Genomic DNA, 23,884 nt, shown 5'->3' on the forward strand with positions numbered 1-23,884 from the left:
TGCCCGTGCGTCGGTTGCGCAGAGTGGTCAGCCGGTGGCGGGGTCCGGGTCGCGGTCGTGGTCCGGGCGCAGCCAGACGCGCAGCGGCCCGATCCGCCGGAAACCCGCCTCCTCGGCCGGCGGCAGGCCGCCCCCGGACTCGTAGCCGACCAGCGGCCGGTCCGGGCAGGCGGCCACGACGCCCCGCCACACCCGGGCGAGATCGCCGTCGGCGGCGAAGACGTTGGAGACCCCGACCGCCGGGCCCCCGTCGGTCAGCACGACGCCTGCGGTGACCGCGCCGTCGGCCGCGTGCCGGGCGAGGATCGTGACCCGCGGGTCGGCCAGCAGCGCCGGCCGGCGCAGGACCTCGCTGCCGTGCGCGGCGGACCAGTCGGCCAGCCCTCGCGCCGACGTGACCGGGGCCAGTGCGGTCGGGCCGGTGCCGGGCGGCACGACGAGCGGCGCGCCGAGCGGTACGGCGGGCGGGCGGTGGATCCACTCGGCCGCGAAGAGCACCCGGAAGCCGTGCGGGGCGAGGTCCAGGTCGGCGAAGCTGTCCTTCACCGACGCGCCGGGGCCGGCGTCGATCCGGGCCAGCAGCCGGGCGGCGTCCACGCCGGGGCGCAGGGTCACCGCGTCCGGATACCACTGCGGAGAACGGCGGGGCACCGACCAGGCGTCCGCGTCGCGCGCCCCCGCGAGGCCGTGGGCCCGGCCGACCAGGTCGCACCAGTCGGCGTTGTCCCGCGCCGCCACCGCCCGCCACGCCGCCACCGGGGGAGTGTACGGGGAGGCCGGCCGGGTCAGCTTCCTCACATCCCGCGTCCAGCAGGCTGCCAGGCGGGGATGCTCCACTGGAGGGCACGCCGAGGAGAGGAGCCGGGCATGGGCTGGTTCAGCCGCCGCCGACCTGTCGCCGACGGGATCCCGACGAAGCTCGACCGCGAGGCGACGCCGGACGACCTGGCCGCCCTGGAGGAGTTCGTCCGCAGCCGCCGGGGCGTGGAGTTCTACCTGGAGCCGGAGACCACCGCGACCGACACCACCGTGATGGCGATAGCCCACGACGGGGAGTGGATCCGGCGGCGGACCGGGTCGCCGCGGGCCGCCGCGAAGATCGCCCAGCGGCACGCCGTGCCGTTGTACGAGGCCGCGCGGACAGGGTACCCGGAGCGGATGCGGGCCTGGAACCGGGCGCACCCGGAGCGCCGGGCGCGCTGACCCCGGGCGCCGCCGGCCCGCCGCACCGAGTCGCTCAGCGCACGTGCGCGGCGATGGCGCGGGCGCAGTCGAGCGACTCGGTGCGGCCGGTGTCGACCTCGACGTCGTAGCGGACCCCCTCGTGCACGGTCTCGGCCTGCGTCGCCGCCATCCCGATCACCCGGTCGCCCCGGGCGATCTCCCGCGCCGCCGCGACCGCCGGGGGACACCGCACGCCGGCCCACAGCACGTCGACGTCGGCCAGGTAGCCGCCGAGCCGCTCCTGGGAGGCGCCGCCGCCGAGGAAGACCTCGTCCAGGATGATCCGCGCCCCGGCGTCCGCCATCGCGGCGATGCCGACCAGCCAGGCGTGCTGCACGGCGAGGAAGTCCCCGCCGACGTCGACCTCGCCGTGTGGGCCGAAGCTCAGCCCGGCGGGGCTGCCCAGCAGGGCCGGCGGCAGCCGGGCGATCAGGTCGTCCACGCCGAGACTGATCCACGGGTGCGGCAGGATGCGCTGGAGGCACCGGACGATCGCGGACTTGCCCGAGCTGGAGCCGCCGTTGAGCACGATGACCTGCGTCGCCACTGATCGGATTCCCTTCGGGCAAGTCCCGTCCCGCGCCGGCGGGCGATGATCGGAATCAGCCTAGCCAGCCCGGGGGCGGGCGGCGGGGAAATGCGCGCGGAACGGGTCGCATCCATCGGCGTACGACATTTGCTTTCGCCGCATCCGATTCCCGATGCAATTGTCAGGCATCGATGTAGTTAGGGGGGTGGGGTGGCCGGGAGCCCGGCGTTGACCGGCGGCGGTCGGGTGTGGCAGCATTCGCGGCCTGACGGCAGTGAAGGAAGCCGGTGCGATTCCGGCGCGGTCCCGCCACTGTCACCGGGGAGCGATCCCCCCTCGTGAGTCACGGCCGTGTGTCTGCGGTTGGAAGGCCGGGGGAGAGCGTCGATCCGGAAGCCAGGATACTTCGGCCGTCGGAGCGACCCCAGGGCGTGGACACCCGAGGAGGACCCGATGACGCACGGCGTCTCGCACATCGACGTACACCGTCGCCGCCTGCTGGCGCGCGGCAGCCTGCCCGCGCCCCGTCGCCGCACCTGAGCCCGAGCCCCGCGTACCGCGCCATGCTGCGCCCCCGGCGCCCCGGCCCGCGCCGGTGAGCCGGCCGCAGGCCCGCCGTACCCGCTGAACCCGCGCCCATGCCTGCCCGCAGGCGGCCTGCCCGCCGCCCCGTGCATCACTCTCCGGAGCCCTCCGTGCGCACCCTGCTGCTGTCCACCGCCGACACCGACCTGCTCGCCGCCCGGGCCAGCGGCGCCGGCTACCGGCTGGCCAACCCCGCCCGGGTCGCCGCCGACGCCGTGCCGGCGCTGCTCGACGGCGTCGACCTCGCCGTCGTACGGCTGCTCGGGGGCCGGCAGGCGTGGCCGGACGGCCTCGCGGCCGTGCTCGGCTCCGGGGTGCCGACGGTCGTCCTCGGCGGCGAGGCGGTGCCCGACGCGGAGCTGATGGCCGCGTCCACCGTGGCCTCCGGGGTGGCCACCGGGGCCCTGGCGTACCTGGTCGAGGGCGGGCCGGGCAACCTCGCCGAGCTGGCCCGGTTCCTCTCCGACACGGTGCTGCTCACCGGCGAGGGCTTCGCCCCGCCCGCGCCCACCCCCGGGCACGGCGTCCATGGCGAGCGGCCCGTCAAGCCCGAGCGGCCGACGGTCGGGATCGTCTTCTACCGGGCGCACGCCCTCGCCGGGAACACCGCCTTCGTCGACGCCCTCGCCGACGCCGTCGACGCCGCCGGGGCGAACCCCCTGCCGATCTTCTGCGGCTCGCTGCGCGGGCTCGCCCCCGGCGACGGGCCGCTGGAGCTGTTCGCCCGCTGCGACGCCCTCGTCGTCACCGTGCTCGCCGCCGGCGGGACGGTGGCCGCCGACGCCTCCGCCGGAGGCGACGACGCCTGGGACGTCGGCGCGCTCGCCGCCCTCGACGTGCCGATCGTGCAGGCGCTCTGCCTCACCAGCACCCGCGACCAGTGGGCCGGCAGCGACGCCGGGCTGTCCCCGCTGGACGCCGCCATGCAGGTGGCCATCCCCGAGTTCGACGGCCGGATCGTCACCGTGCCGTTCTCGTTCAAGCGGATCGACGCCGACGGGCTGTCGGTCTACGAGCCCGACCCCGAGCGGGCCGCCCGGGTCGCCGGGATCGCCGCGCGCCAGGCCCGGCTGCGGCACGTGCCCCACGCCGAGAAGCGGCTGGCGATCGTGCTCAGCTCCTACCCGACGAAGCACTCCCGGGTCGGCAACGCCGTCGGCCTGGACACCCCCGCCTCGGCGGTGCGGCTGCTCGCCGCGCTCGCCGACGCCGGCTACCACCTCGGCGACGGGCCGGTGCCCGACGACGGGGACGCGCTCATCCACGCCCTGATCGCCGCCGGCGGCCACGACGTGGAGTGGCTCACCCCCGAGCAGCTCGCCGCCGCCGACGCCCGGGTGCCGGGGGCGGACTACCGGCGCTGGTTCGAGGCGGTCCCGGCCGCGCTGCGGGAGCGGATCCGCGAGCACTGGGGCGAGCCGCCCGGCGAGCTGTACGTCGACGACGGGCACGTGGTGCTCGCCGGCCTGCGGCTGGGCAACGTGCTGCTGGCGATCCAGCCGCCGCGCGGTTTCGGCGAGAACCCGATCGCCATCTACCACGACCCCGACCTGCCGCCCAGCCACCACTACCTCGCCGCGTACCGCTGGCTGGCCGCGCCCGTGGCGGACGGCGGGTTCGGCGCGGACGCCGTGGTGCACCTCGGCAAGCACGGCACCCTGGAGTGGCTGCCCGGCAAGGGCCTCGGCCTGGCCGCCGACTGCGCCCCCGACGCCGTCCTCGGTGACCTGCCGCTGGTGTACCCGTTCATCGTCAACGACCCCGGCGAGGGCACCCAGGCCAAGCGCCGCGCCCACGCCGTCGTCGTCGACCACCTCGTCCCGCCGATGGCCCGCGCCGAGACGTACGGCGACCTGGCGAAACTCGAACAGCTCCTCGACGAGTACGCCACCGTGCAGGCCCTCGACCCGGCGAAGGTACCGACGGTGCGGGCGCAGATCTGGGACCTGGTGCGCGCCGCCGAGCTGCACCACGACCTGCACACCGCCGACATGCCCGCCGCCGACGACTTCGACGACTTCGTGCTGCACCTCGACGGGTACCTGTGCGAGGTCAAGGACGTGCAGATCCGCGACGGCCTGCACGTCCTCGGCGGCGCGCCCACCGGCGAGGCGCGGGTCAACCTGGTCCTCGCCGTGCTGCGCGCCCCCCAGGTGTGGGGCGGGGCGCGCGCCCTGCCCGGCCTGCGCCAGGCGCTCGCCGCCGCGTACGGCCTCGACGAGGCCGCCCTGCTCGCCGAGCCGGGACGGCGCATCGCCGTGCCGACGGAGCTGACCGACGTGGCCGACGGCCCCGCCGGCACCGCCGCCGACGCCGTCGACCTGATCGAGGGCCTGGCCCGCCGCCTCGTCGTCGCCATGGAGACCCTCGGCTGGGACGCCGCCGAGACCGGCACCACCGCCGATGCCGACGCCAGCACCGCCGACGCCAGCGCCGACCGGGTCGACGCCGTCGTCGCGGAGGTCACCGGCCGGGCGATCCCCGACGCCGCCGACGTGCTGCGCTTCGCCGCCCGCGAGGTGGTGCCCCGGCTGGCGCGCACCACCGACGAGGTCGGCCGGGTGCTCGGCGCGCTCGACGGCCGGTTCGTGCCGCCCGGCCCGTCCGGCTCGCCCACCCGGGGCCTGGTCAACGTGCTGCCCACCGGCCGCAACTTCTACTCCGTCGATCCGAAGGCGATCCCCAGCCGCAACGCCTGGGACGTCGGCGTGGCCCTCGCGGACTCGCTGCTGGCCCGGCACCTCGCCGACACCGGCGCCTACCCCCGCTCGGTGGGGCTCACCGTCTGGGGCACCAGCGCCATGCGCACCCAGGGCGACGACGTCGCCGAGGTGCTCGCCCTGCTCGGCTGCCGCCCCACCTGGGACGACCGGTCCCGCCGGGTCACCGGCGTCGAGGTGGTGCCGCTCGCCGAGCTGGGCCGGCCCCGCGTCGACGTCACCGTCCGCATCTCGGGCTTCTTCCGCGACGCGTTCCCGCACGTCGTCGCGCTGATCGACGACGCGGTGCGCCGGGTCGCCGCCCTCGACGAGCCGGCGCGGGACAACTACGTCGCCGCGCACGTCGCCGCCGACCTCGCCGAGCACGGCGACGAGCGCCGGGCCACCGCCCGCGTCTTCGGCTCCAAACCGGGGGCGTACGGGGCGGGGCTGCTGCCGCTGATCGACGCCCGCAACTGGCGCAGCGACGCCGACCTCGCCGAGGTGTACGCCGTCTGGGGCGGCTACGCGTACGGGCCGGGCCTGGACGGGCGGGAGGCCCGCGCCGACATGGAACGGTCCTTCGCCCGCATCGCCGTGGCGGTGAAGAACCAGGACACCCGCGAGCACGACATCGTCGACTCCGACGACTACTTCCAGTACCACGGCGGGATGGTGGCGATGGTGCGCCACCTCACCGGCGTCGCCCCCGCCGCGTACGTGGGGGACTCGGCGATGCCGCACGACGTGCGCACCCGCACCCTCGGCGAGGAGACCCGGCGGGTGTTCCGGGCCCGGGTGGTGAACCCGAAGTGGATCGCCGCGATGCGCCGGCACGGCTACAAGGGCGCGTTCGAGCTGGCCGCCACCGTGGACTACCTGTTCGGCTACGACGCCACCGCCGGCGTCGTCGACGACTGGATGTACGAGCGCCTCGCCGCCGAGTACGTCTTCGACGACACCACCCGGGCGTTCCTGGAGCAGTCCAACCCGTGGGCGCTGCGCGGCATCACCGAGCGGCTGCTGGAGGCCGCCGAGCGGGGGATGTGGGCCGCCCCGCAGCCGGCCACCCTCGACCGGCTCCGCGAGACGTACCTGGCCAGCGAGGGCGACCTGGAGGACCGGCAGTGAGCGCGTTTCCCTTCTCCGCCGTGCTCGGCATGGCCGACATGCGCCTCGCGCTGCTGCTCAACGCCGTCTGCCCGGCCATCGGCGGGGTCCTCGTGCGGGGCGAGAAGGGCACCGCGAAGTCCACCGCCGTGCGGGCCCTGGCCGCCCTGCTGCCGCCCGTCGACCAGGTCGCCGGCTGCCGGTTCGCCTGCGACCCGGCGACGCCGGACCCGTCCTGCCCCGACGGCCCGCACCCGGGCCCGCCCGACGGCCCGCACCCCGCCGGCGCGGCCGTTCCGGGTCGCGCCGCCGCGCCCGTCGAGCGTCGCCCGGCCCGCCTGGTCGAGCTGCCCGTCGGCGCCGCCGAGGACCGGGTGGTCGGCTCGCTGGACCTGGAGCGGGCCCTCGCCGAGGGGGTACGCGCCTTCGAGCCCGGCCTGCTCGCCGCCGCCCACCGGGGCGTGCTCTACGTCGACGAGGTCAACCTGCTGCACGACCACCTCGTCGACCTGCTCCTCGACGCCGCCGCGATGGGCCGCAACCACGTCGAGCGGGAGGGCGTGTCGGTCAGCCACGCGTCCCGGTTCCTGCTGGTGGGCACGATGAACCCGGAGGAGGGGGAGCTGCGCCCGCAGCTGCTGGACCGGTTCGGGCTGACCGTGGAGGTGGCCGCCAGCCGCGATCCGGCCGTGCGGGTGGAGGTGGTGCGCCGCCGGCTGGCCGCCGACGCCGACCCGGCCGGGTTCGCCGCCCGCTGGGCCGACGCCGACGCCCAGGTGGCCCGGCGGGTCGCCGCCGCCCGGGACCGGCTCGGCCGGGTGCGGCTGCCCGACGCCGCGCTGCGCCAGATCGCCGAGGTGTGCGCCGCGTTCGACGTGGACGGGATGCGCGCCGACATCGTCACCGCCCGCGCCGCGATGGCGCACGCCGCCTGGCAGGACCGGACGGTGGTGACCGCCGAGGACGTGCGGGTCGCCGCCCGGCTCGCCCTGCCGCACCGCCGCCGCCGTGACCCGTTCGACGCCCCGGGGCTGGACGAGGACCGTCTCGACGAGGCGCTGCGGCGGGCCGCCGACGACCACCCCGACGACGACCCGCCCGCCCCCGACGGCGACGGCGACGGCGACGGCCCGGACGGTGGTGGTCCCGGGGGCGGCCCGGATGGCGGCGGTGGCCCCGGGGTCGGTGGCGGTCCCGACGGGAGCGGCCCGGACGGCGGTGGCCCGGCGGGAGGCGACGGCCCCGGGAACGGGACGGCGGCTGGCGGCCCGGCGAGCGGCTGGCACGACGGCGACGGCTCCGGCGACGGCACAGCCGGGTCGGCCGCCGACGCCAGGGCCCCCGGACAGCCCGGGGACCAGCCCACAGCCCAGTGCGGGAACCCGCCCGCCGACCAGCCGGTCGACCGACCCGGGGACGGCGGCGGCGGGCGGCAGCGGGTGGCCGTACCCCAGCGGGGGTTGACGGCCCGGCTGCTCACCGCGCCCGGCGTCGGCGACGGGGTGCCCGGCCGCCGGTCGCGGGCCCGCACCGGCCGGGGCCGCACCACCGGGGCGCGGACCCCGCGCGCCGGCCGGCCCGGCCCGCTGCACCTGCCGGCGACGATCCGCGCCGCCGCCGGGCGTCGCGCGGCCCGGGGCCGGGTCGGCGGGCCGCTGCGGCTGCGCCCGGCCGACCTGCGGGAGGCGGTCCGCGAGGGGCGCGAGGGCAACCTCGTGCTGTTCGTCGTCGACGCCAGCGGCTCGATGGGCGCGCGGGAGCGGATGTCGACCGTGAAGGGCGCCGTGCTGGCCCTGCTCACCGACGCCTACCAGCGCCGGGACAAGGTGGCCGTGGTGGCGTTCCGGGGGGCCGGGGCGCAGACCCTGCTGCCGGCGACGTCGTCGGTGCTGGCCGCGTCCGCCCGGCTCGCCGACCTGCCCACCGGCGGGCGCACCCCGCTCGCGGAGGGCCTCGCCGCCGCCGCCGAGCTGCTGCGGGTGGAGCGGCTGCGCGACCCGAGGCGGCGTCCCCTGGTGCTGGTGCTCACCGACGGCCGGGCCACCGCCGGGCCCCGCCCGCTGGAGCGGGCCGACCGCGCGGCGGCGGCGCTCGCCGCCACCGGCGCGCCGTGCGTCGTCGTCGACTGCGAGTCCGGCCCCGTCCGCCTGCACCTGGCCCGCCGCCTGGCCACCCACCTCAACGCCCCCCACCACCCCCTCACGGCCCTCACGCACAACGATCTTGCACTTGCGGCCCGGACGAAAGGGACGAAGGCGGTGCAAGCGGGGGCCGCAACTGCAAGATCGCGGAGAGTCGGCGGGACGAGCCGGCAGGACAGGAGTGTGCGCTGATGCCGCAGGGCAGGCCGGAACGGGTGCCCGCCGACGGGCTGACCACGCGGCAGCGGCGGCACCGGCCGCTGCTGATCGTCCACACCGGGCAGATGAAGGGCAAGTCGACCGCCGCGTTCGGGCTGGCCCTGCGCGCCTGGACCGCCGGGCTGCCGATCGGGGTGTTCCAGTTCGTCAAGAGCGCCAAGTGGCGGGTCGGCGAGGAGAACGCCTTCCGCGCCCTCGGCGAGGCGCACGAGCGCACCGGCCAGGGCGCGCCGGTCGCCTGGCACAAGATGGGCGAGGGCTGGTCGTGGATCCAGCGCGGCGGCGAGGCCGACCACGCCGCCGACGCCCTGGAGGGCTGGCGGCAGATCCAGCGCGACCTGGCCGCGCAGCGCTACGGCCTGTACGTGCTCGACGAGTTCACGTACCCGATGAAGTGGGGTTGGGTCGACGTCGACGAGGTCGTGGCGACGCTGGCCGACCGGCCCGGCTTCCAGCACGTCGTGATCACCGGCCGCGACGCCGACCCGCGCCTGGTCGCCGCAGCCGACCTGGTCGCCGAGCTGACCAAGGTCAAGCACCCGATGGACGCCGGCCAGAAGGGCCAGAAGGGCATCGAGTGGTGAGCACCGGATGGGCGCTGCCCCGGGTGGTGGTCGCCGCCCCGGCCAGCGGGCACGGCAAGACGACCGTGGCCACCGGCCTGCTCGGCGCGCTGCGCCGCCGCGGGCTGACCGTCAGCCCGCACAAGGTGGGCCCCGACTACATCGACCCCGGCTACCACGGCCTCGCCGCCGGCCGGCCGGGCCGCAACCTGGACCCGTGGCTGGTCGGGCCGGAGCGCGTCGCGCCGCTGCTGCGCCACGGCGCGAGCGTCCCGACGCCCGCCGACGTCGCCGTGATCGAGGGGGTGATGGGCCTGCACGACGGCGCGGTCGGCCGCCGGGGGTACGCCTCCACGGCCCACGTCGCCACCCTCGTCGACGCCCCCGTGCTGCTGGTGCTCGACACGACCGCCCAGGGCCGCTCCGCCGCCGCCCTGGTGCTCGGCATGCGCGCCTTCGACGAGCGGGTGCGCGTGGGCGGGGTGATCCTCAACCGGGTCGGCTCGCCCCGGCACGAGACGCTGCTGCGCGACGCCCTCGCCGAGGTGGGCGTGCCGGTGCTCGGGGCGGTCAGCCGGTCCGTGGAGGTCGCCGCCCCCTCGCGGCACCTCGGTCTGGTGCCGGTCGCCGAGCGGGCCCCGGAGTCCCTCGCGGTCGTGGCCGCCCTCGCCGACCTGGTCGCCGCCACCGTCGACCTCGACGCGGTGCTCGACCTGGCCCGCAGCGCCCCGCCGCTGACCGCCCCCGCCTGGGACCCGGTCGCCGCCGTCGGCGGCCCAGCCAGCACCGCCGCCGTCGGCGGCCCGGCGCGCACCGGCGGCCCGACGGTCGCGGTCGCCGCCGGGGCGGCCTTCACCTTCTCGTACGCCGAGACCGCCGAACTCCTCGCGGCGGCCGGGGCGACCGTGGCCCCGTTCGACCCGCTGCGCGACCCCGGCCTGCCGGCCGGCACCCGGGCGGTGGTGATCGGCGGCGGCTTCCCGGAGGCGCACGCCGACGCGCTCGCCGGCAACGCCGCGCTGCGCGCCGAGCTGGCCGCCTTCGACGGGCCCGTCGTCGCCGAGTGCGCCGGCCTGCTCTACCTGGGCCGCTCCCTCGACGGCGCGCCGATGTGCGGGCGGCTGGACCTGACCGCCCGGATGACCGGCCGGCTCACCCTCGGCTACCGGGAGGCGGTGGCCGCCGCCGACTCCCCGGTGACCCGGGCCGGCGAGCGGGTACGCGGCCACGAGTTCCACCGCACCGTCACCGATCCCGGCCACGGCGACACCCCGGCGTGGCGTTTCGACGGCGCGGCGCACGGCTTCGTCGACGGCCGGGTGCACGCCTCCTACCTGCACGTCCACTGGGCCGGCCAGCCGCACGCCGCCCGTCGCCTCGTGCAGGCGTGCCGGTGACCGCCCCGGGGCCACGGCCCGTCCCTGCGTCGTGGCCCGCCCCGGCGGCGCGCCCCGACGGGCCCACGCTGACCGGCGTGGGGGTCGGGCCGGGCGACCCGGAGCTGCTGACCGTGAAGGCGGTGCGGGTGCTGCGCGAGGCCGACGTGGTGTTCGTCCCGGTGATGGCGGAGCACCCCGACGCGCCAGCCGGCCCCGACGCCCCGGCCGGTCCCGACGGGACCGGGACCGGCCCGGGGACGGTGGACGGCGGCGGGCGGGCCGAGGCGACCGTCCGGTCGTACGTGGACGGTGGCCGGGTGCGACGGCTGCCGTTCGCCCTCGACGACCGGGGCGGCGTCACCGCCCGCCGCCGGGCCGCCTGGGACGCGGCCGCCCGTGCCGTGGCCGACGCGTTCGACGCCGGGGCGGGGCGGGTCGCGTTCGCCACCATCGGCGACCCGAACGTCTACTCGACCTTCGGTTACCTGGCCCAGGGCGTGCGCGCGCTGCGCCCGGCGGTGCGGGTCGCCACGGTGCCCGGGATCACCGCCATGCAGGACCTCGCCGCCCGCAGCGGCACCGTGCTCTGCGAGGGGCGCGAGCCGCTGACCCTGCTGCCCGCCACCGCCGGGCCGGAGCTGTTCGCCGCCGCCCTGGCGGGGCCGGGGACGGTCGTCGCGTACAAGGGCTGGCGGCGGCATCCCGAGCTGGTGGCCGAGCTGCGCCGGCAGGGCCGCCTCAGCGAGGCGGTGCTGGGCCGGGGGCTCGGCCTGCCCGGGGAGCGGATCGGCCCGGCGGACCCCGACGACGGCGACCTGCCGTACCTGTCGACGCTGCTCGTCCCGGCCCGCCGGGACACCCGGGGAGGCAAGCTGTGAGCACCGCAGGAGACGCCGCCGGCGCGCCGGCGACCACGGGGAAGGTGTGGTTCGTCGGGGCCGGGCCGGGCGCGGCCGACCTGCTCACCCTGCGCGCCGCCCGGGTGATCGGCGCGGCCGACGTGGTGGTCTGGGCGGCGAGCCTGGTGCACGCCGACGTGCTCGACCACGCCCGCGCCGACGCCGAGATCGTCGACTCCTCGCAACTGGCGATGGAGGGGGTGCTGCCGGTCTACGAGCGGGCCGCCGCCCGGGGGCTGACCGTGGCGCGGATCCACTCCGGCGACCCGGCGCTGTGGGGGGCGGTGCAGGAGCAGCTCGACCTGTGCCGGGCCCTCGGGCTGGCCGTCGAGGTGGTGCCCGGCGTGTCCGCGTTCACCGCCGTCGCCGCGCTCGTCGGCCGGGAGTTGACCGTTCCCGAGGTGGCCCAGTCGGTGATCCTCACCCGCCTCGAAGGCGGCAAGACGCCGATGCCGCCCGGCGAGCGGGTCCGTGACTTCGCCCGGCACGGCACCACCATGGCGCTGTTCCTCTCCGCCGCCCGTTCCGGGCAGGTGCAGGCCGAGCTGCTGGCCGGCGGCTACCCGGCGGACACCCCGGCCGTGGTGGCGTACCGGGCGACGTGGCCGGACGAGCTGGTGGCGCGCTGCACCGTCGGCACCCTGGAGGCCACCGTCAAGCGGCACCGGCTGTGGAAACACACCCTGTTCCTGGTCGGGCCGGCGCTGGCCGCCGCCGGCACCCGCTCGCACCTCTATCACCCCGGGCACTTCCACACCTTCCGCCGGGCCGAGCCGGCCGCCCGCGCGCAGCTGCGTCGCCGCCGCGACGACGGCACCGGCGCGGGCGGGGACGCCGAGCCCGGGACACCGGCCGCGCCGGGACGGGCCGGATGACGTACCCCGAACCGGAGCTGCGCGAGCCGGATCTGCCGCGTACCGCGAAGGTCCGGCCCACCGCGCTGCGCACCGGCTGGACGACCGGCGCGTGCGCCACCGCGGCGGCGAAGGCGGCGGTGACCGCGCTGGTCACCGGCGTGCCGCAGCGGCAGGTGGAGATCGACCTGCCCGCCGGCCGCCGGGTGGCCTTCCCCGTGGCCCGCTGCGACCTCGCCGACCCGCCCGGCGCGGGCGCGGAGGCCGTGGTCGTCAAGGACGCCGGGGACGACCCGGACGTCACCCACGGCGCGCACCTCACCGCCACCGTCGGCTGGCGCGACGCCCCCGGCCTCGACCTGGCCGGCGGGCCGGGCGTCGGCACGGTCACCAAGCCGGGCCTCGGGCTCGCCGTCGGCGGCCCGGCCATCAACGAGACCCCGCGCCGCATGATCGGCCAGGCCGTCGCCGAGGTGGTCGACCTCGCCGAGGTCGGGGTACGGGTGGTCATCAGCGTCCCCGGCGGGGAGGTGATGGCCCGCAAGACCACCAACCGGCGGCTCGGCATCCTCGGCGGCATCTCCATCCTCGGCACCACCGGGATCGTCCGGCCCTTCTCGACGGCGTCCTGGCGGGCCAGCGTGGTGCAGGCCGTGCACGTGATGGCCGCCCAGGGGGAGCGGACGGTGGTGCTGTGCACCGGCGGGCGCACCGAACGGGCCGCCCGCGCCCTGCTGCCCGACCTGCCCGAGGTGTGCTTCGTCGAGGTCGGCGACTTCACCGGCGCGGCCGTCACCGCCGCCGTCGGCGACGGCCTGACCCGGGTGGCGTTCGTCGGGATGGCCGGCAAGCTGGCCAAGCTCGCCGCCGGGGTGCTGATGACCCACTACACCCGCTCCAAGGTGGACCTGTCGCTGCTCGGCGCGGTCACCGCCGACGCCGGCGGGGACCCGGCCCTGGTGGCCGAGGTGGTGGCGGCGAACACCGGCCGGCACGCGTACGAGCTGTGGGCGGACGCGGGGCTGCTGCGCCCCGCCGGGGACCTGCTCTGCGCCCGGGTCCGCCAGGTGCTGCTGCGCTTCGCCGGGCACGCCGTCGACGTCGACGTGGCGATGGTCGACTTCGCCGGGGAGCATCTCGTCGCGTCGGCGGGCCGGTGGGCGGCGTGACCCCCGGCGCAGGCCCGGCGGGCCGCCTGCTCCCCGGCGACGTCCCGCCGGGGCGGGTGCCCCGCGCCGCCGACGCCCCCGCGCCCGTCGTCGGCGTCGATCCCCCCGCGCCCGTCGTCCGCGTCGGGACCCCGGTGACCGTCGTCGGCGTCGACGCGGGCGGCGCGCCGTCGCACCCCGCCGCCGCCGACGCCCTCGCCGGGGCGCGGCTGGCCGTCGGCGCGGCCCGGCACCTCGCCGCCGTCGCGCTGCCCCCCGGCTGCGCCACGGTCACCCTCGGCCCCCTCGCCCCCGCGCTGGAGCGGCTCGCCGCCGCCGTCGCCGCCGGCACCCCGGCGGTGGTGCTGGCCAGCGGCGACCCGGGGCTGTTCGGCATCGTGCGCCGACTGCGCGCCGACGGGCTGCCGCTGCGGGTGCTGCCCGCCGTGTCCAGCGTGGCCGCCGCGTTCGCCCGCGCCGGCCTGCCCTGGGACGGCGCGGCCGTGGTCAGCGCGCACGGCCGCGACCTGCGGCCCGCGCTCAACGCCGCGCGGGCGCTGCCGGCGGTCGCCGTGCTCACCGCCCCCGGGGCGGGGGCCGCCGAGATCGGCGCGGGCCTGGTCGGCTGGCCGCGCCGCCTCGTCGTCGCCGAGCGCCTCGGCACCCCGGCCGAGCGGATCGTCGAGACCACCCCGCAGGCCGCGGCCGGCACCGCCTGGGCCGACCCGCACGTGCTGCTCAGCCTCGCCGACCCGGCGCTGGCGGACCCGCCCGTGCCGCCCGGCCCCGCCGACCCGGCACCGGCAGATCCGGCCGACCCGCCCGTGCCGCCCGGCCCCGCCGACCCACCGGCCGACCCGGCCGACCAGCCCGGCCCCGCCGCCGGTCCGGGCTTCGGCGCAGGTCCGGGCGTCGGCGCAGGTCCGGGCGTCGGCGGGGCGTCGGCCGGGGCGCGCGCCGACAACCAGCCGGCCGCCGCGCCCGCCGGGGGCTGGGCGCTGCCCGAGGACGCCTACGCCCACCGTGACTCGATGATCACCAAGGCGGAGGTGCGGGCCCTCGTCGTGGCCCGGCTGCGCCCCCGCCTCGGCCGCCTCGTCTGGGACGTCGGCGCGGGCAGCGGCTCCGTCGGCATCGAGTGCGCCCTGCTCGGCGCGGCCGTGATCGCCGTCGAACGCGACCCGGACGCCGCCGGCCTCGTCCGGCGCAACGCCGCCGCGCACCGGGTCGAGGTGCGGGTCGTCGCCGGTCCCGCCCCGGCGGCGCTGGCCGGGCTGCCCGACCCGGACGCCGTCTTCGTCGGCGGCGGCGGACTGGCCGCGCTCGCCGCCGTCGCCGCCCGCCGGCCCGCCCGCGTGGTGGCCGCCATCGCCGCCCTGGACCGGGTCGCCCCCGCCCTCGACCTGCTGCGCGGGCACGGCTACCGCGTCGAGGGCGTGCAGCTCTCCGCCGCCCGCCTCGCCGACCTGCCCGGCGGGTCGGTGCGCCTCGCCGCCACCAACCCGGTGTTCGTCCTCACCGCCGACCACCCACCGTCCCCCGGGGAGCGCAGATGACCCGCATCGGACTCGTCGCGGCCACCGCCGCCGGCCGCCGCCACGCCCGCACCCTCGCCGCCGCCTGGCCGCACGCCCGCCTCGTCGAGGCCGACACCGCCGCCGACGCGCTGCGCGCCGCGTTCACCGGGCACGACGCCGTCGTCGCGTTCCTGGCCACCGGGGCGGTGGTGCGGATCCTCGCCCCGCTGCTGGGCGACAAGCGCACCGACCCGGCCGTCGTGGTCGTCGACGAGGCCGCCCGGCACGCCGTGGCGCTGCTCGGCGGCCACGCCGGGGGCGCGAACGCCCTCGCCGCCGACGTCGGCGCGCTGCTCGACGCCCGGCCGGTGGTCACCACCGCCACCGACGCGGCGGACCTGCCCGGCCTGGACACGCTCGGCTGGCCCGTCGAGGGGGCGGTCGCCGCCGTGACCCGGGCCCTGCTCGACGGCGAGCCGGTGCGGCTCGTCGCCGACGCGGCCTGGCCGCTGCCGGCCCTGCCGCCGCACGTGCGCGCCGACGCCCCCGCCGATTCGCCCCGGCTGCTCGTCACCGACCGGGTCGTGCCGCTCGACGGGCGCACCGCCGTGCTCCGGCCGCCGTCGCTGGTCGTCGGCGTGGGCGGCAGCCGGGGCGTGCCCGCCGGGCAGGTGCGCGACCTGCTCGACCGGGTCCTCGCCGCCGCCGGCCTCAGCCCGGCCAGCGTCCGCTGCCTGGCCAGCGCCGACATCAAGGCCGACGAGGCGGGCATCCGGGCGACCGCCGACGCGCTCGGCGTACCCCTGGTGACGCATCCGGCGGCGGACCTGGCGGCCGTCGACGTGCCGCACCCCAGCGAGGTGGTCCGCGCGGCCGTCGGCACGCCCAGCGTCGCGGAGGCCGCCGCGCTGCTCGGCGAGCCCGGCCGGCGCGCCGACGCGACGCTCGTCGCGCCGAAGACCGCCTCGGCGATGGCCACCGTCGCGGTGGCCCGGCACGCCCCGCGCGGCCGGCTGGCGATCGTCGGCCTCGGCCCCGGGGCGGCCGACCTGCGCACCCCCCGTGCCCTCGCCGAGCTGCGCCGCGCCGCGGTGGTCGTCGGTCTCGACCAGTACGTCGACCAGGTGCGCGACGTGCTGCGCCCCGGCACCCGGATCCTCGCCAGCGGCCTCGGCGCGGAGGAGGAACGCGCCCGTGCCGCCGTCGCCGAGGCCACCGCCGGGCACGCCGTGGCGCTGGTCGGCTCGGGCGACGCCGGGGTGTACGCGATGGCCAGCCCCGCCCTGGAGCACGCCGACGACCGCGTCGACGTCGTCGGCGTCCCCGGGGTGACCGCCGCGCTCGCCGCGTCGGCGCTGCTCGGCGCGCCGCTGGGCCACGACCACGCCTACCTGAGCCTGTCCGACCTGCACACCCCGTGGGAGGTCATCGAGCGGCGCGTCGCCGCCGCCGCGGAGGGCGACTTCGTGGCGCTGCTGTACAACCCGCGCAGCCGCGCCCGGGACTGGCAGCTCGCCGCCGCCCTGAAGACGTTCGCCGCGCACCGGCCGCCGGACACCCCGGTGGGGGTGGTGCGCAACGCCAGCCGGCCCGGCGAACGGGTGCACCTGGCCACCCTCGCCACCCTCGACCCGGCCGTGGTCGACATGTACAGCGTCGTGGTGGTCGGCAGCAGCCGCACCCGGCTCGTCGCCGGCCGGATGGTCACCCCGCGCGGCTACCGGTGGCGCGCGTGACCGCCCCGCCCGCCGCCGCGCCCCCGCCCCGCCCCCTGCCCGCGCCCGCCGCCGCGCCGCCGGCGCGCGCCCCCGTGACCATCGTCGGCTGCCAGGGGTGCGGCGCGTGCCTGCTGACCTGCCCCACCCACGCGATCCGACCCACCCCCGGCGGGCTGCTGGTGCGCGCGCAGGCGTGCACCGGCTGCCTGGAGTGCCTGGAGATCTGCCCGGTCGACGCCATCCGCGTCACCGGCACCGACCCCTGTGGAGGAACCCGATGAGTACGACCGTGGTCAGCGCCGCGCCCCCGGCGGGCCGGTGGAGCCGCGCCGAGCGGGTACGCCTCGGCGGCATCGTGCTCGCCGTCGCCGTGCTGCACGTCGCCGGCTGGAGCCTCTACCTCTACTGGAACGGCCAGCCCGCGGCGGCCGGCGGGCTGGCCGGGGCCGGCACCCTCGCGTACGCCCTCGGGGTGCGGCACGCCTTCGACGCCGACCACATCGCCGCCATCGACGACACCACCCGCCTGATGCTGCTGCGCGGCCGGCGTCCCGTCGGGGTCGGCTTCTTCTTCGCCGTCGGCCACAGCGCCGTGGTGCTGCTGCTCGCCCTGATCGTCGGGCTCGCCTCGACCAGCCTCGCCGGCCCCGGCCTGGCGCAGGCCCGCGAGGTGGGCGCGACCGTCGCGATCGTCACCGCCACCCTGTTCCTGAGCCTCGTCGCCGGGCTCAACGCCGTGGTGCTGGCCGGGCTGGCCCGGCTGTGGAGGCGGCTGCGCCACGGCGGCCTCGACGAGCGGGAGCTGGACCTGCACCTGCTCAACCGGGGCCTCGTGCAGCGGGTGCTGGGGTCGCGGGCGCGTTCGCTGGTGCGCTCGTCCTGGCACATGGCGCCCGTCGGGTTCCTGTTCGGCCTGGGCCTGGAGACGGCCAGCGAGGTGACCCTGCTCGCCCTATCCGCGAGCACCGCCGCCGCCGGGGGACTGCCCGTGCTGGCCCTGCTCACCCTGCCGCTGCTGTTCGCCGCCGGGATGTCAGCCATGGACACCGCCGACAGCCTGCTGATGAGCCGGGCGTACTCGTGGGCGTACCGGCAGCCGGCCCGCCGGCTCTACTACAACCTCGCCACCACCGGCATGACCGTGCTCGTCGGCGCGCTCGTGGCCAGCGTCTACCTCGCCGGGCTGCTCGTCGACCACCTCGGGGTGTCCGCCCTGGCCGGGTACGCCGCGCTCGCCGAGCACTTCGAGCAGCTCGGCTACGCCGTCGTGGCGCTCTTCGCGCTGGCCTGGGTCGCCGCCGCCGCGCTGTGGAAGCTGCGCCGCTACGACGAGCGCTACGGGACCCCCGCCGCCGTCGGTCCCGCCGACCGGGTCGAGCACGTCGCGTCGGGGGAGGCGGGCCGGGTCGACCGCGCCGCACCCGGGGCGGCGGACCGGTGAGCCGCGTCGTGCATCCGATCGAGCGGCGGTCGTACGCGATCCTGCGCTCCCGGGTGGACCTGACCGGCCTGCCGCCGCTGACCCGGGCCGTCACCGAGCGGGTGGTGCACGCCAGCGCCGACCTCGACTACGTCGCCGACCTGGTCTGCGACGAGGCGGCCCTGGCCGGCGGGCTGGCCGCCCTGCGCGGCGGCGCGCCGGTGGTCGCCGACGTGGCGATGGTCGCCGCCGGGATCACCCGCCCGGGCCCCGGGCCGGTGTGCCCGATCGCCGAGCCGGCCACCGCTGCCCTGGCCCGCGCGGCGGGCCTCACCCGCTCGGCGGCGGCGGTGCGGGTCGCGTACGACCGGGTGGGCCCCGGCGCGGTGTGGGTGGTCGGCTGCGCGCCCACCGCCCTGTTCGAGCTGCTCGACCTCGGTGTGCGGCCGGCGCTGGTGGTGGGCCTGCCGGTCGGGTTCGTCGGCGCCGCCGAGAGCAAGGCGGCGCTGCGCGCCAGCGGCCTGCCCGCCGTGTCCAACGTCGGCGAGAAGGGCGGCTCGGCGGTCGCCGCCGCCGCCCTCAATGCCCTGCTGTACCTGGAGGAGACATGACGAACCGACCCGGAACGGACGCGCGGGGGCAGGACCGCACCCCGCTGCTGATCGTCGGCCACGGCACCCGCAGCGCCGCCGGCGTCGCCCAGTTCGCGGCCCTGGTCGACCGGATCCGCCGCCGCCGCGCCGTCGACGACGTCGAGGGCGGCTTCATCGAGCTGTCCCGCCCGCCGCTGACCGACGCGGTCGGCGCGCTCGTGGGCCGGGGGCACCGCCGGCTCGTGGCGCTGCCGCTGGTCCTCGCCGCCGCCGGGCACGGCAAGGGCGACATCCCGGCCGCGCTGGCCCGGGAGAAGGAACGCTTCCCCGGCCTCCGCTACGCCTACGGCCGCCCGCTGGGCCCGCACCCGCTGCTGCACGACGTCCTCGCCGACCGGATCGACGCCGCGCTGGCCGGCGTCGACCGGGCCGGTACGTGGGTGGCGCTGATCGGCCGGGGCTCCACCGACCCCGACGCCAACGCCGAGGTCGCCAAGGTGGCCCGGCTGCTGTGGGAGGGGCGCGGCTACGCGGGCGTCGAACCGGGCTTCGTCTCGCTGGCCGAGCCGTCGGTGCCGGCAGTGCTGGAGCGGCTGCGCCGCCTCGGCGCGCGCCGGATCGTCGTGGCCCCGTACTTCCTGTTCGCCGGGGTGCTGCCGGACCGGATCGTGGCCCGGTCGGCGGAGTTCGCCGCCGCCCACCCCGACCTCGACGTGCGGGTGGCCGACCTGATCGGCGACTGCGACGCCCTCGCCGACCTGGTCCTCGAACGGCACGCCGAGGCGTTGCGCGGGGACATCCGGATGAACTGCGACACCTGCGCCTACCGGGTGGCGCTGCCCGGCTTCGCCGACAAGGTGGGCCGGCCGCAGACCCCGCACGACCACCCCGACGACCCGGTCGGCGGCCACCACCACCATCACCATCACCACGGCCACGCCCACGTGTAAGGAAGGGCCCCTTGTTAACGCATTCGGTAGAGAGGGGTCCCCGTCTCACCCCGCCGGCCTACGCCGTGGACCGGGTCAGCACGAACACGAACGGCCGGTCGGCGCCGCGCAGGTCCATGACGCCGAGCAGCGTGCGCTCGTCGACCCGCCGGAACACGTCGTGGATGGGGAGGCGGTCGTAACACATCGTCGCCGACACCACCCCCCGGTACTCGGTCATCCGCAGCCGCGCCGCCGGGCGGGTCGTGGTCAGCAGCGGCCGGGCCAGCGCGAAGGCCCGCGCGGCCAGGGGGGTGCGCACCGCGCCGGGCGGGCGGACCAGCAGCCCCGTCGGCACCAGCGCCGGGTTGACGCTGACCAGCCGCCCGCCTGCGGCGAAGACCAGCGGGTGCACGTCCTCCGGGCCGTCGAACCGCTTGCCGTGCCACCCGTAGCGCTCCAGCAGGCCGTCGAGCGGGTGGCCGGTGGCGAAGCCGCTGCCCCGCCAGGCGCCGAGCATCTCCTCGACGGCGACCGGCGGGAGGCCGTCGAAGCAGGCCAGGGCCGACGCCAGGTCTCCCGGGGCCGGCAGGGTGGCCGGGTGCTCCGGGGCGGGCAGGGCGGCTGCGGGAGCGGGGTCCGCCGCGCTCGACATGGTCGCATCTCCTCGGTCGCGGGGTCGACCTGCTCTCGTGGTCGACCTGGTGCCGTCGACGGTACGCCCGGATCGCCCCGGCTGCGGACGTCCCGTGCCGCCGACGGAGCACCGATGATCACGAACGCTCTTCATATTCGCCCCGATCGGGCCTACGCTCTGGGCAGTTCCACAGTGATCACTATGGAGGTTCACATGAGGAAGATGACCGTGCGTCGCACGAGCACCCTGCGCCTGCTGTCCGGCGCCCGTCGGCTCTGGATCGAGTGGTGCTGGTAGGACCCGGCGCGGCGGGCGTCCCCGGGCGCCCGCCCCTGCGGGGACCGGCCCGGTCGTGAGCGTCGACCCGGGCGGCTACGACTGCCACCGCGACCACGGGCCGTACGCCGGCGTCGCCGACTTCCTCGGCCGGATCGCGGCCGCCCGCCCCCGCCTGGCGTCCCGGCACGCCGTCGAGCTGCGCGCCATCGCGCCCGCGCTCGACCCCGCCGCCCGGGCCGCTGCCGACGAGGAGCCGATCCGGTTCCACCCCGCCCGCCGCACGGCCTGCCTCGCCTACGGCGCGACGGAGTTCGTGCTCGCCTGGGCGGGCACCCTGCGGCGCCCGGTCACGGTGCGCTTCGACCACGTCGACGCCGCCGACGAGACCACCCGCGAACTGCTGGACGCCCTGTCGCGCCGGGTCGGGCCGGCCCCGTTGCGGCTGGACCTGCGCGACGGCGGCACCGCCCGGCGCGCCGCCGCGGACCCGACGCCTGCGGCGCTGCGCGCGGCCGTGGGGGACTCGCTGGCCCGCGGCTTCTACCACCACGCCGCCCGCACCGCCCGGCGCGGGCGCGCCGCCGTGACCGCGACGGGCGACCTGCGGCACTGGTGGGCGTTCACCACCGGCCTGGCCACCGCCCTGGCGGCCCTCGACCGCGCCGCCGAGGCGCTCGACCTCTACGACGAGGCCCGCGCCGCCACCGACGACCCGAAGATCACCATGTCGGCCGCGTACGCCACCGCCATGCTGTACGCCCGGCACCTTCCCGCCGCCGACCAGGACCCGGAGCGGGCGCGGCACTGGCTGCACGAGGCGCTGCGCCTGGCCGGCGGCCTGGCCGACCCGCGCCGGCGGGTGCTGTCCACCGTCTTCTACGAGCAGGGCGTGGCGCTGCTGGACAGCCGGGCCGGCGAGCCCGCCCGCGCGCTGCGGCTGATCGACGACGGGCTGACCCGCCTGGCGGCGGTGCTCGCCCCCGGCGAACGCCCGCAGGACCTGGCCCGGCTGCGCCACAACCGGGCGCAGGTGCACCTGGCCCTGGGGGACGCCGACCGGGCCCTGGCCGAGCTCGACACGGTGATCGCCCACGACCCCGACAACTGCGAGTACTACGTCGACCGGGCCGCCCTGCACCGGGCGGCGGGCCGCGCCCGGGCCGCGATCCGCGACTACGACGCGGCGATCCGCCTCGGGCCGCACCTGCCCGAGGCGTACTACAACCGGGCCGTGCTCCAGCAGCAGCGGGGCCGCGCCGGGCGGGCGCGCGCCGACCTCGACCGGGTGCTCGCCATCGACCCGGGGCACCTCGACGCCCGCATCGCCCTGGTCAACCTGCACCTGGAGCGCGGGGAGCACGACGCGGCCGAGGCCGGCGCGCGGGCGGGGCTGGCCCTGGCCCCGCAGGAGCCCGCGCTGCTGTGCACCCTCGGGCTGGTCCGCTCCGAGCGCGGCGGGTCCGCCGAGGCCGACGAGCTGTTCACCCGGGCCCTGGCCGGCGACCCGGGGCTGGTCGAGGCGTGGACCAACCGGGCCGCGGTCCGGTTCGACCGCGGCGACGTCGCCGCCGCCGTGGCGGACCTGGACCGGGCGGTGGCGCTGGCCGCGTCGGCGCCGGTGCCCCGCTACAACCGGGGCACGGCGCTGCTGCGGCTCGGCCGCCGGGACGAGGCCGCCCGCGACTTCGCCCACGCGCTCGCCCAGCCCGGCCTGGACCGCGCGTTGCGCCGCGACCTGCGGGCGGAGCTGGCCCGCTGCCGGGGCGCCGGGGCCGGCTGAAGATCCGGTCGAGGGGGTGTCGACGCCGCGCCTCGCCGGCGCCAGGTCGGCCCGGTGACTGTCGGCTTTCGGACAGCAACCACCGGGGGTGGGTGGCACAGCGTCCCGGTGCCACGGTGACCAGCGCGGTCACGGCGGTCCGGCCACGGGCACACCCCTATTCGACGGGCCGAGCCGAGACCGGTCCACTGTGTACTTTGACGGTTCACTCCCGTTCGCCGGTGGCAGCGCGGGGCGGTCCGTGCCCCGGGCCGGTCCGCCGACGCGCCGAAGGCCCGGCCGGCGGGGCAGCCGGACCTCGTTCGAAGGACTACGAATCATGTACGACGCGATAGTCGTCGGTGGGCGCTGCGCGGGCGCCGCCACCGCCCTGCTACTCGCCCGGCAGGGCCACCGGGTGCTGGTGGTGGACCGCTCGTCCTTCCCCAGCGACGTCATCTCGACGCACTTCCTGTGGCCGCACGGGATGTCCTACCTCAACCGGTGGGGCCTGCTGGACCAGGTCACCGCCGTGACCCCCACGCACACGGTCGTCGACATCGTCAACGACGGCATCCCGCTGAGCGGCTCGGTGCCCGTGTCGCTGCTGCGTGAGCACTTCCGGGACCTGCACGGCGACGACTCGGGCGTCGTACAGAGCTACGCCTCGGTGCGCCGCCGGGTGCTGGACCAGATCCTCGTGGAGGCGGCGGCCAAGGCCGGTGCCGAGGTCCGCACGCACAGCACCGTCCGGGAGCTGGTCATCTCCGACGGCCGGGTCGTCGGCGTGCGGGGGCGCGCCAGCGACGGCGGGGAGTTCGAGGAGCGGGCCCGCATCGTCGTCGGCGCCGACGGCCGCAACTCGTTCGTCGCGCGCACCCTCGGCCTGCCCCGCTTCGACGAGCGGCCCCGCTGCACGTTCGCCTACTGGAGCTACTGGTCCGGCTTCGACCCGGGCCGGGGGCAGATCCACCGGCGTGGCCGGCTCGGCTGCGCGGTGGTGCCGACCAACTTCGGGCAGAACATGGTCCTCGTCTGGGGGCCCAGCGAGTGGTCCCGGGAGTTCCGCGCCGACGTGCCCGGCAACGTCCAGCGGGCGCTGGACTTCGTCAGCCCCGAGCTGGGCGAGCTGGTCCGCACCCGGGGCACCCGGGAGGAGCGCATCTACGGCACGCTGGACCAGTCGGGCTTCCTCCGGCAGCTGCACGGGCCCGGCTGGGTGCTCGTCGGCGACGCCGAGTCGGCCAAGGACCAGTGCACCGCCATCGGCATGACCCACGCGTTCCGCGACGCGGAGCTGGCCAGCGCCGCCCTGCACCGGTGGCTGGCCGGCGAGTCGTCGCTCGACGAGGCGATGGCCGCGTACGAGGGCCGCCGCCGCAGCCAGAACTCCGCCGCCTACTACGACTACGTGTGCACGCTGAGCGAGATGCGGCCGTACCGGCACGACGAGCTGCAGCTGTTCGTCGCGTTGCGGGGCAACCAGGAGGAGACCGACCGGTTCATCGCCACGCACGCCGACATCGCGCCGGTCTCGGAGTTCTTCCAGGCGTCCAACCTCTTCCTGCTCAACGACGCCGCCAAGGAATCCTCCGCCGGGTACCCGGTCTTCGACGACTTCGCCGCCACGTCGCGCATGTACCAGCAGAACCTCTTCGCCTGATGCCGCACCAGGGAGCCGA

Annotated in this window: 17 protein-coding genes, 3 pseudogenes and 1 riboswitch; of the genes and pseudogenes, 17 read left to right on the top strand and 3 right to left on the bottom strand. The window is 77.7% G+C overall.

The features are described from left to right. Window positions 1–27: 27 nt before the first annotated feature. Entirely contained in the window at window positions 28–756 is a 729-nt protein-coding gene (locus tag O7633_RS01670) for a hypothetical protein (RefSeq protein ID WP_282325590.1), read from the bottom strand. Between the two features lie 111 nt (window positions 757–867). Here O7633_RS01670 and O7633_RS01675 point away from each other — a divergent pair, with 111 nt between their 5' ends. After that, window positions 868–1,203, top strand: a complete 336-nt coding sequence (locus tag O7633_RS01675) for a hypothetical protein (protein WP_178064694.1) — start codon at window positions 868–870, stop codon at window positions 1,201–1,203. 34 nt (window positions 1,204–1,237) lie between these two features. On the opposite strand, the gene cpt is transcribed toward O7633_RS01675, so the two are convergent. Beyond that, the gene (gene cpt, locus O7633_RS01680) at window positions 1,238–1,771 is read right to left on the bottom strand and encodes a chloramphenicol phosphotransferase CPT (protein ID WP_282325593.1); all 534 of its coding nucleotides are present in this window, start codon (window positions 1,769–1,771) and stop codon (window positions 1,238–1,240) included. A gap of 259 nt (window positions 1,772–2,030) precedes the next feature. Next, window positions 2,031–2,160: riboswitch (cobalamin riboswitch) on the top strand. 288 nt (window positions 2,161–2,448) lie between these two features. Here cpt and cobN point away from each other — a divergent pair. The 14 genes and pseudogenes from cobN to O7633_RS01745 form a co-directional block, all read left to right on the top strand. Next, window positions 2,449–6,168: a cobaltochelatase subunit CobN gene (gene cobN / locus O7633_RS01685; protein WP_282325595.1), complete on the top strand. Its 3,720-nt coding sequence runs from the start codon at window positions 2,449–2,451 to the stop codon at window positions 6,166–6,168. Window positions 6,169–6,197: 29 nt separating this feature from the next. After that, window positions 6,198–8,360 (top strand): annotated as a pseudogene (locus tag O7633_RS01690) (VWA domain-containing protein); the annotation flags it as partial. A 119-nt stretch (window positions 8,361–8,479) separates the two neighbouring features. Next, window positions 8,480–9,091 carry a cob(I)yrinic acid a,c-diamide adenosyltransferase gene (gene cobO / locus O7633_RS01695; protein WP_091277672.1) on the top strand — a complete coding sequence of 204 codons (612 nt, stop codon included), beginning with the start codon at window positions 8,480–8,482 and terminating at the stop codon, window positions 9,089–9,091. Beyond that, the gene (locus tag O7633_RS01700) at window positions 9,085–10,467 is read left to right on the top strand and encodes a cobyrinate a,c-diamide synthase (protein ID WP_282325598.1); all 1,383 of its coding nucleotides are present in this window, start codon (window positions 9,085–9,087) and stop codon (window positions 10,465–10,467) included. Before cobO ends, O7633_RS01700 begins: the two co-directional genes overlap by 7 nt. Before the next feature lie 68 nt (window positions 10,468–10,535). Continuing rightward, the gene (locus O7633_RS01705; RefSeq protein WP_282328445.1) at window positions 10,536–11,327 is read left to right on the top strand and encodes a precorrin-2 C(20)-methyltransferase; all 792 of its coding nucleotides are present in this window, start codon (window positions 10,536–10,538) and stop codon (window positions 11,325–11,327) included. Beyond that, window positions 11,324–12,223: a precorrin-4 C(11)-methyltransferase gene (gene cobM / locus O7633_RS01710; RefSeq protein ID WP_282325599.1), complete on the top strand. Its 900-nt coding sequence runs from the start codon at window positions 11,324–11,326 to the stop codon at window positions 12,221–12,223. Before O7633_RS01705 ends, cobM begins: the two co-directional genes overlap by 4 nt. Then, a complete protein-coding gene (locus O7633_RS01715; protein ID WP_278134889.1) occupies window positions 12,220–13,371 on the top strand; it encodes a cobalt-precorrin-5B (C(1))-methyltransferase in 1,152 nt (383 codons plus the stop codon). The genes cobM and O7633_RS01715 overlap by 4 nt, the downstream gene beginning before the upstream one ends. A gap of 134 nt (window positions 13,372–13,505) precedes the next feature. Then, window positions 13,506–14,099, top strand: a pseudogene (cbiE, locus tag O7633_RS33105) (precorrin-6y C5,15-methyltransferase (decarboxylating) subunit CbiE); the annotation flags it as partial. Window positions 14,100–14,381: 282 nt separating this feature from the next. Further along, a complete protein-coding gene (gene cbiT, locus O7633_RS33110) occupies window positions 14,382–14,906 on the top strand; it encodes a precorrin-6Y C5,15-methyltransferase (decarboxylating) subunit CbiT (RefSeq protein ID WP_348776332.1) in 525 nt (174 codons plus the stop codon). Then, on the top strand, window positions 14,903–16,603 hold the full coding sequence (cobJ, locus tag O7633_RS01725; protein WP_278134892.1) for a precorrin-3B C(17)-methyltransferase: 1,701 nt from the start codon (window positions 14,903–14,905) through the stop codon (window positions 16,601–16,603). The genes cbiT and cobJ overlap by 4 nt, the downstream gene beginning before the upstream one ends. A 35-nt stretch (window positions 16,604–16,638) precedes the next feature. Then, a complete protein-coding gene (locus O7633_RS01730) occupies window positions 16,639–16,866 on the top strand; it encodes a 4Fe-4S dicluster domain-containing protein (protein ID WP_282328446.1) in 228 nt (75 codons plus the stop codon). Continuing rightward, the gene (locus O7633_RS01735; RefSeq protein ID WP_282325602.1) at window positions 16,863–18,026 is read left to right on the top strand and encodes a HoxN/HupN/NixA family nickel/cobalt transporter; all 1,164 of its coding nucleotides are present in this window, start codon (window positions 16,863–16,865) and stop codon (window positions 18,024–18,026) included. The genes O7633_RS01730 and O7633_RS01735 overlap by 4 nt, the downstream gene beginning before the upstream one ends. Continuing rightward, window positions 18,023–18,616 (top strand): precorrin-8X methylmutase, encoded by a 594-nt coding sequence (locus O7633_RS01740; protein ID WP_074476128.1) that lies wholly within the window; start codon window positions 18,023–18,025, stop codon window positions 18,614–18,616. Before O7633_RS01735 ends, O7633_RS01740 begins: the two co-directional genes overlap by 4 nt. Continuing rightward, a pseudogene (locus O7633_RS01745) lies at window positions 18,613–19,562 on the top strand (sirohydrochlorin chelatase); the annotation flags it as partial. The gene O7633_RS01740 and the pseudogene O7633_RS01745, both read left to right, overlap by 4 nt. A gap of 44 nt (window positions 19,563–19,606) precedes the next feature. Here O7633_RS01745 and O7633_RS01750 read toward each other — a convergent pair. Beyond that, window positions 19,607–20,182, bottom strand: coding sequence for a DUF4334 domain-containing protein (locus O7633_RS01750; RefSeq protein ID WP_282325604.1), 576 nt, complete (start codon window positions 20,180–20,182; stop codon window positions 19,607–19,609). A gap of 334 nt (window positions 20,183–20,516) precedes the next feature. Here O7633_RS01750 and O7633_RS01755 point away from each other — a divergent pair, with 334 nt between their 5' ends. Together O7633_RS01755 and O7633_RS01760 are read left to right on the top strand one after the other, a co-directional pair. Next, window positions 20,517–22,223, top strand: a complete 1,707-nt coding sequence (locus tag O7633_RS01755) for a tetratricopeptide repeat protein (protein WP_282325605.1) — start codon at window positions 20,517–20,519, stop codon at window positions 22,221–22,223. A gap of 319 nt (window positions 22,224–22,542) precedes the next feature. Further along, window positions 22,543–23,865 (top strand): FAD-dependent monooxygenase, encoded by a 1,323-nt coding sequence (locus O7633_RS01760; protein WP_282325606.1) that lies wholly within the window; start codon window positions 22,543–22,545, stop codon window positions 23,863–23,865. The last annotated feature ends 19 nt before the right edge of the window (window positions 23,866–23,884 follow it).

It is taken from the genome of Micromonospora sp. WMMD712 (assembly GCF_029581295.1).
Classification (GTDB): domain Bacteria; phylum Actinomycetota; class Actinomycetes; order Mycobacteriales; family Micromonosporaceae; genus Micromonospora; species Micromonospora carbonacea.

What these genes read in the sequence shown, in the direction of transcription:
- O7633_RS01675 (WP_178064694.1), top strand. Translation starts at nt 868, where the DNA reads ATGGGCTGGTTCAGCCGCCGCCGACCTGTCGCCGACGGGATCCCGACG.
- cobO (WP_091277672.1), top strand. Translation starts at nt 8,480, where the DNA reads ATGCCGCAGGGCAGGCCGGAACGGGTGCCCGCCGACGGGCTGACCACG.
- O7633_RS01715 (WP_278134889.1), top strand. Translation starts at nt 12,220, where the DNA reads ATGACGTACCCCGAACCGGAGCTGCGCGAGCCGGATCTGCCGCGTACC.
- cbiT (WP_348776332.1), top strand. Translation starts at nt 14,382, where the DNA reads ATGATCACCAAGGCGGAGGTGCGGGCCCTCGTCGTGGCCCGGCTGCGC.
- cobJ (WP_278134892.1), top strand. Translation starts at nt 14,903, where the DNA reads ATGACCCGCATCGGACTCGTCGCGGCCACCGCCGCCGGCCGCCGCCAC.
- O7633_RS01735 (WP_282325602.1), top strand. Translation starts at nt 16,863, where the DNA reads ATGAGTACGACCGTGGTCAGCGCCGCGCCCCCGGCGGGCCGGTGGAGC.
- O7633_RS01750 (WP_282325604.1), bottom strand. Translation starts at nt 20,182, where the DNA reads ATGTCGAGCGCGGCGGACCCCGCTCCCGCAGCCGCCCTGCCCGCCCCG.
- O7633_RS01760 (WP_282325606.1), top strand. Translation starts at nt 22,543, where the DNA reads ATGTACGACGCGATAGTCGTCGGTGGGCGCTGCGCGGGCGCCGCCACC.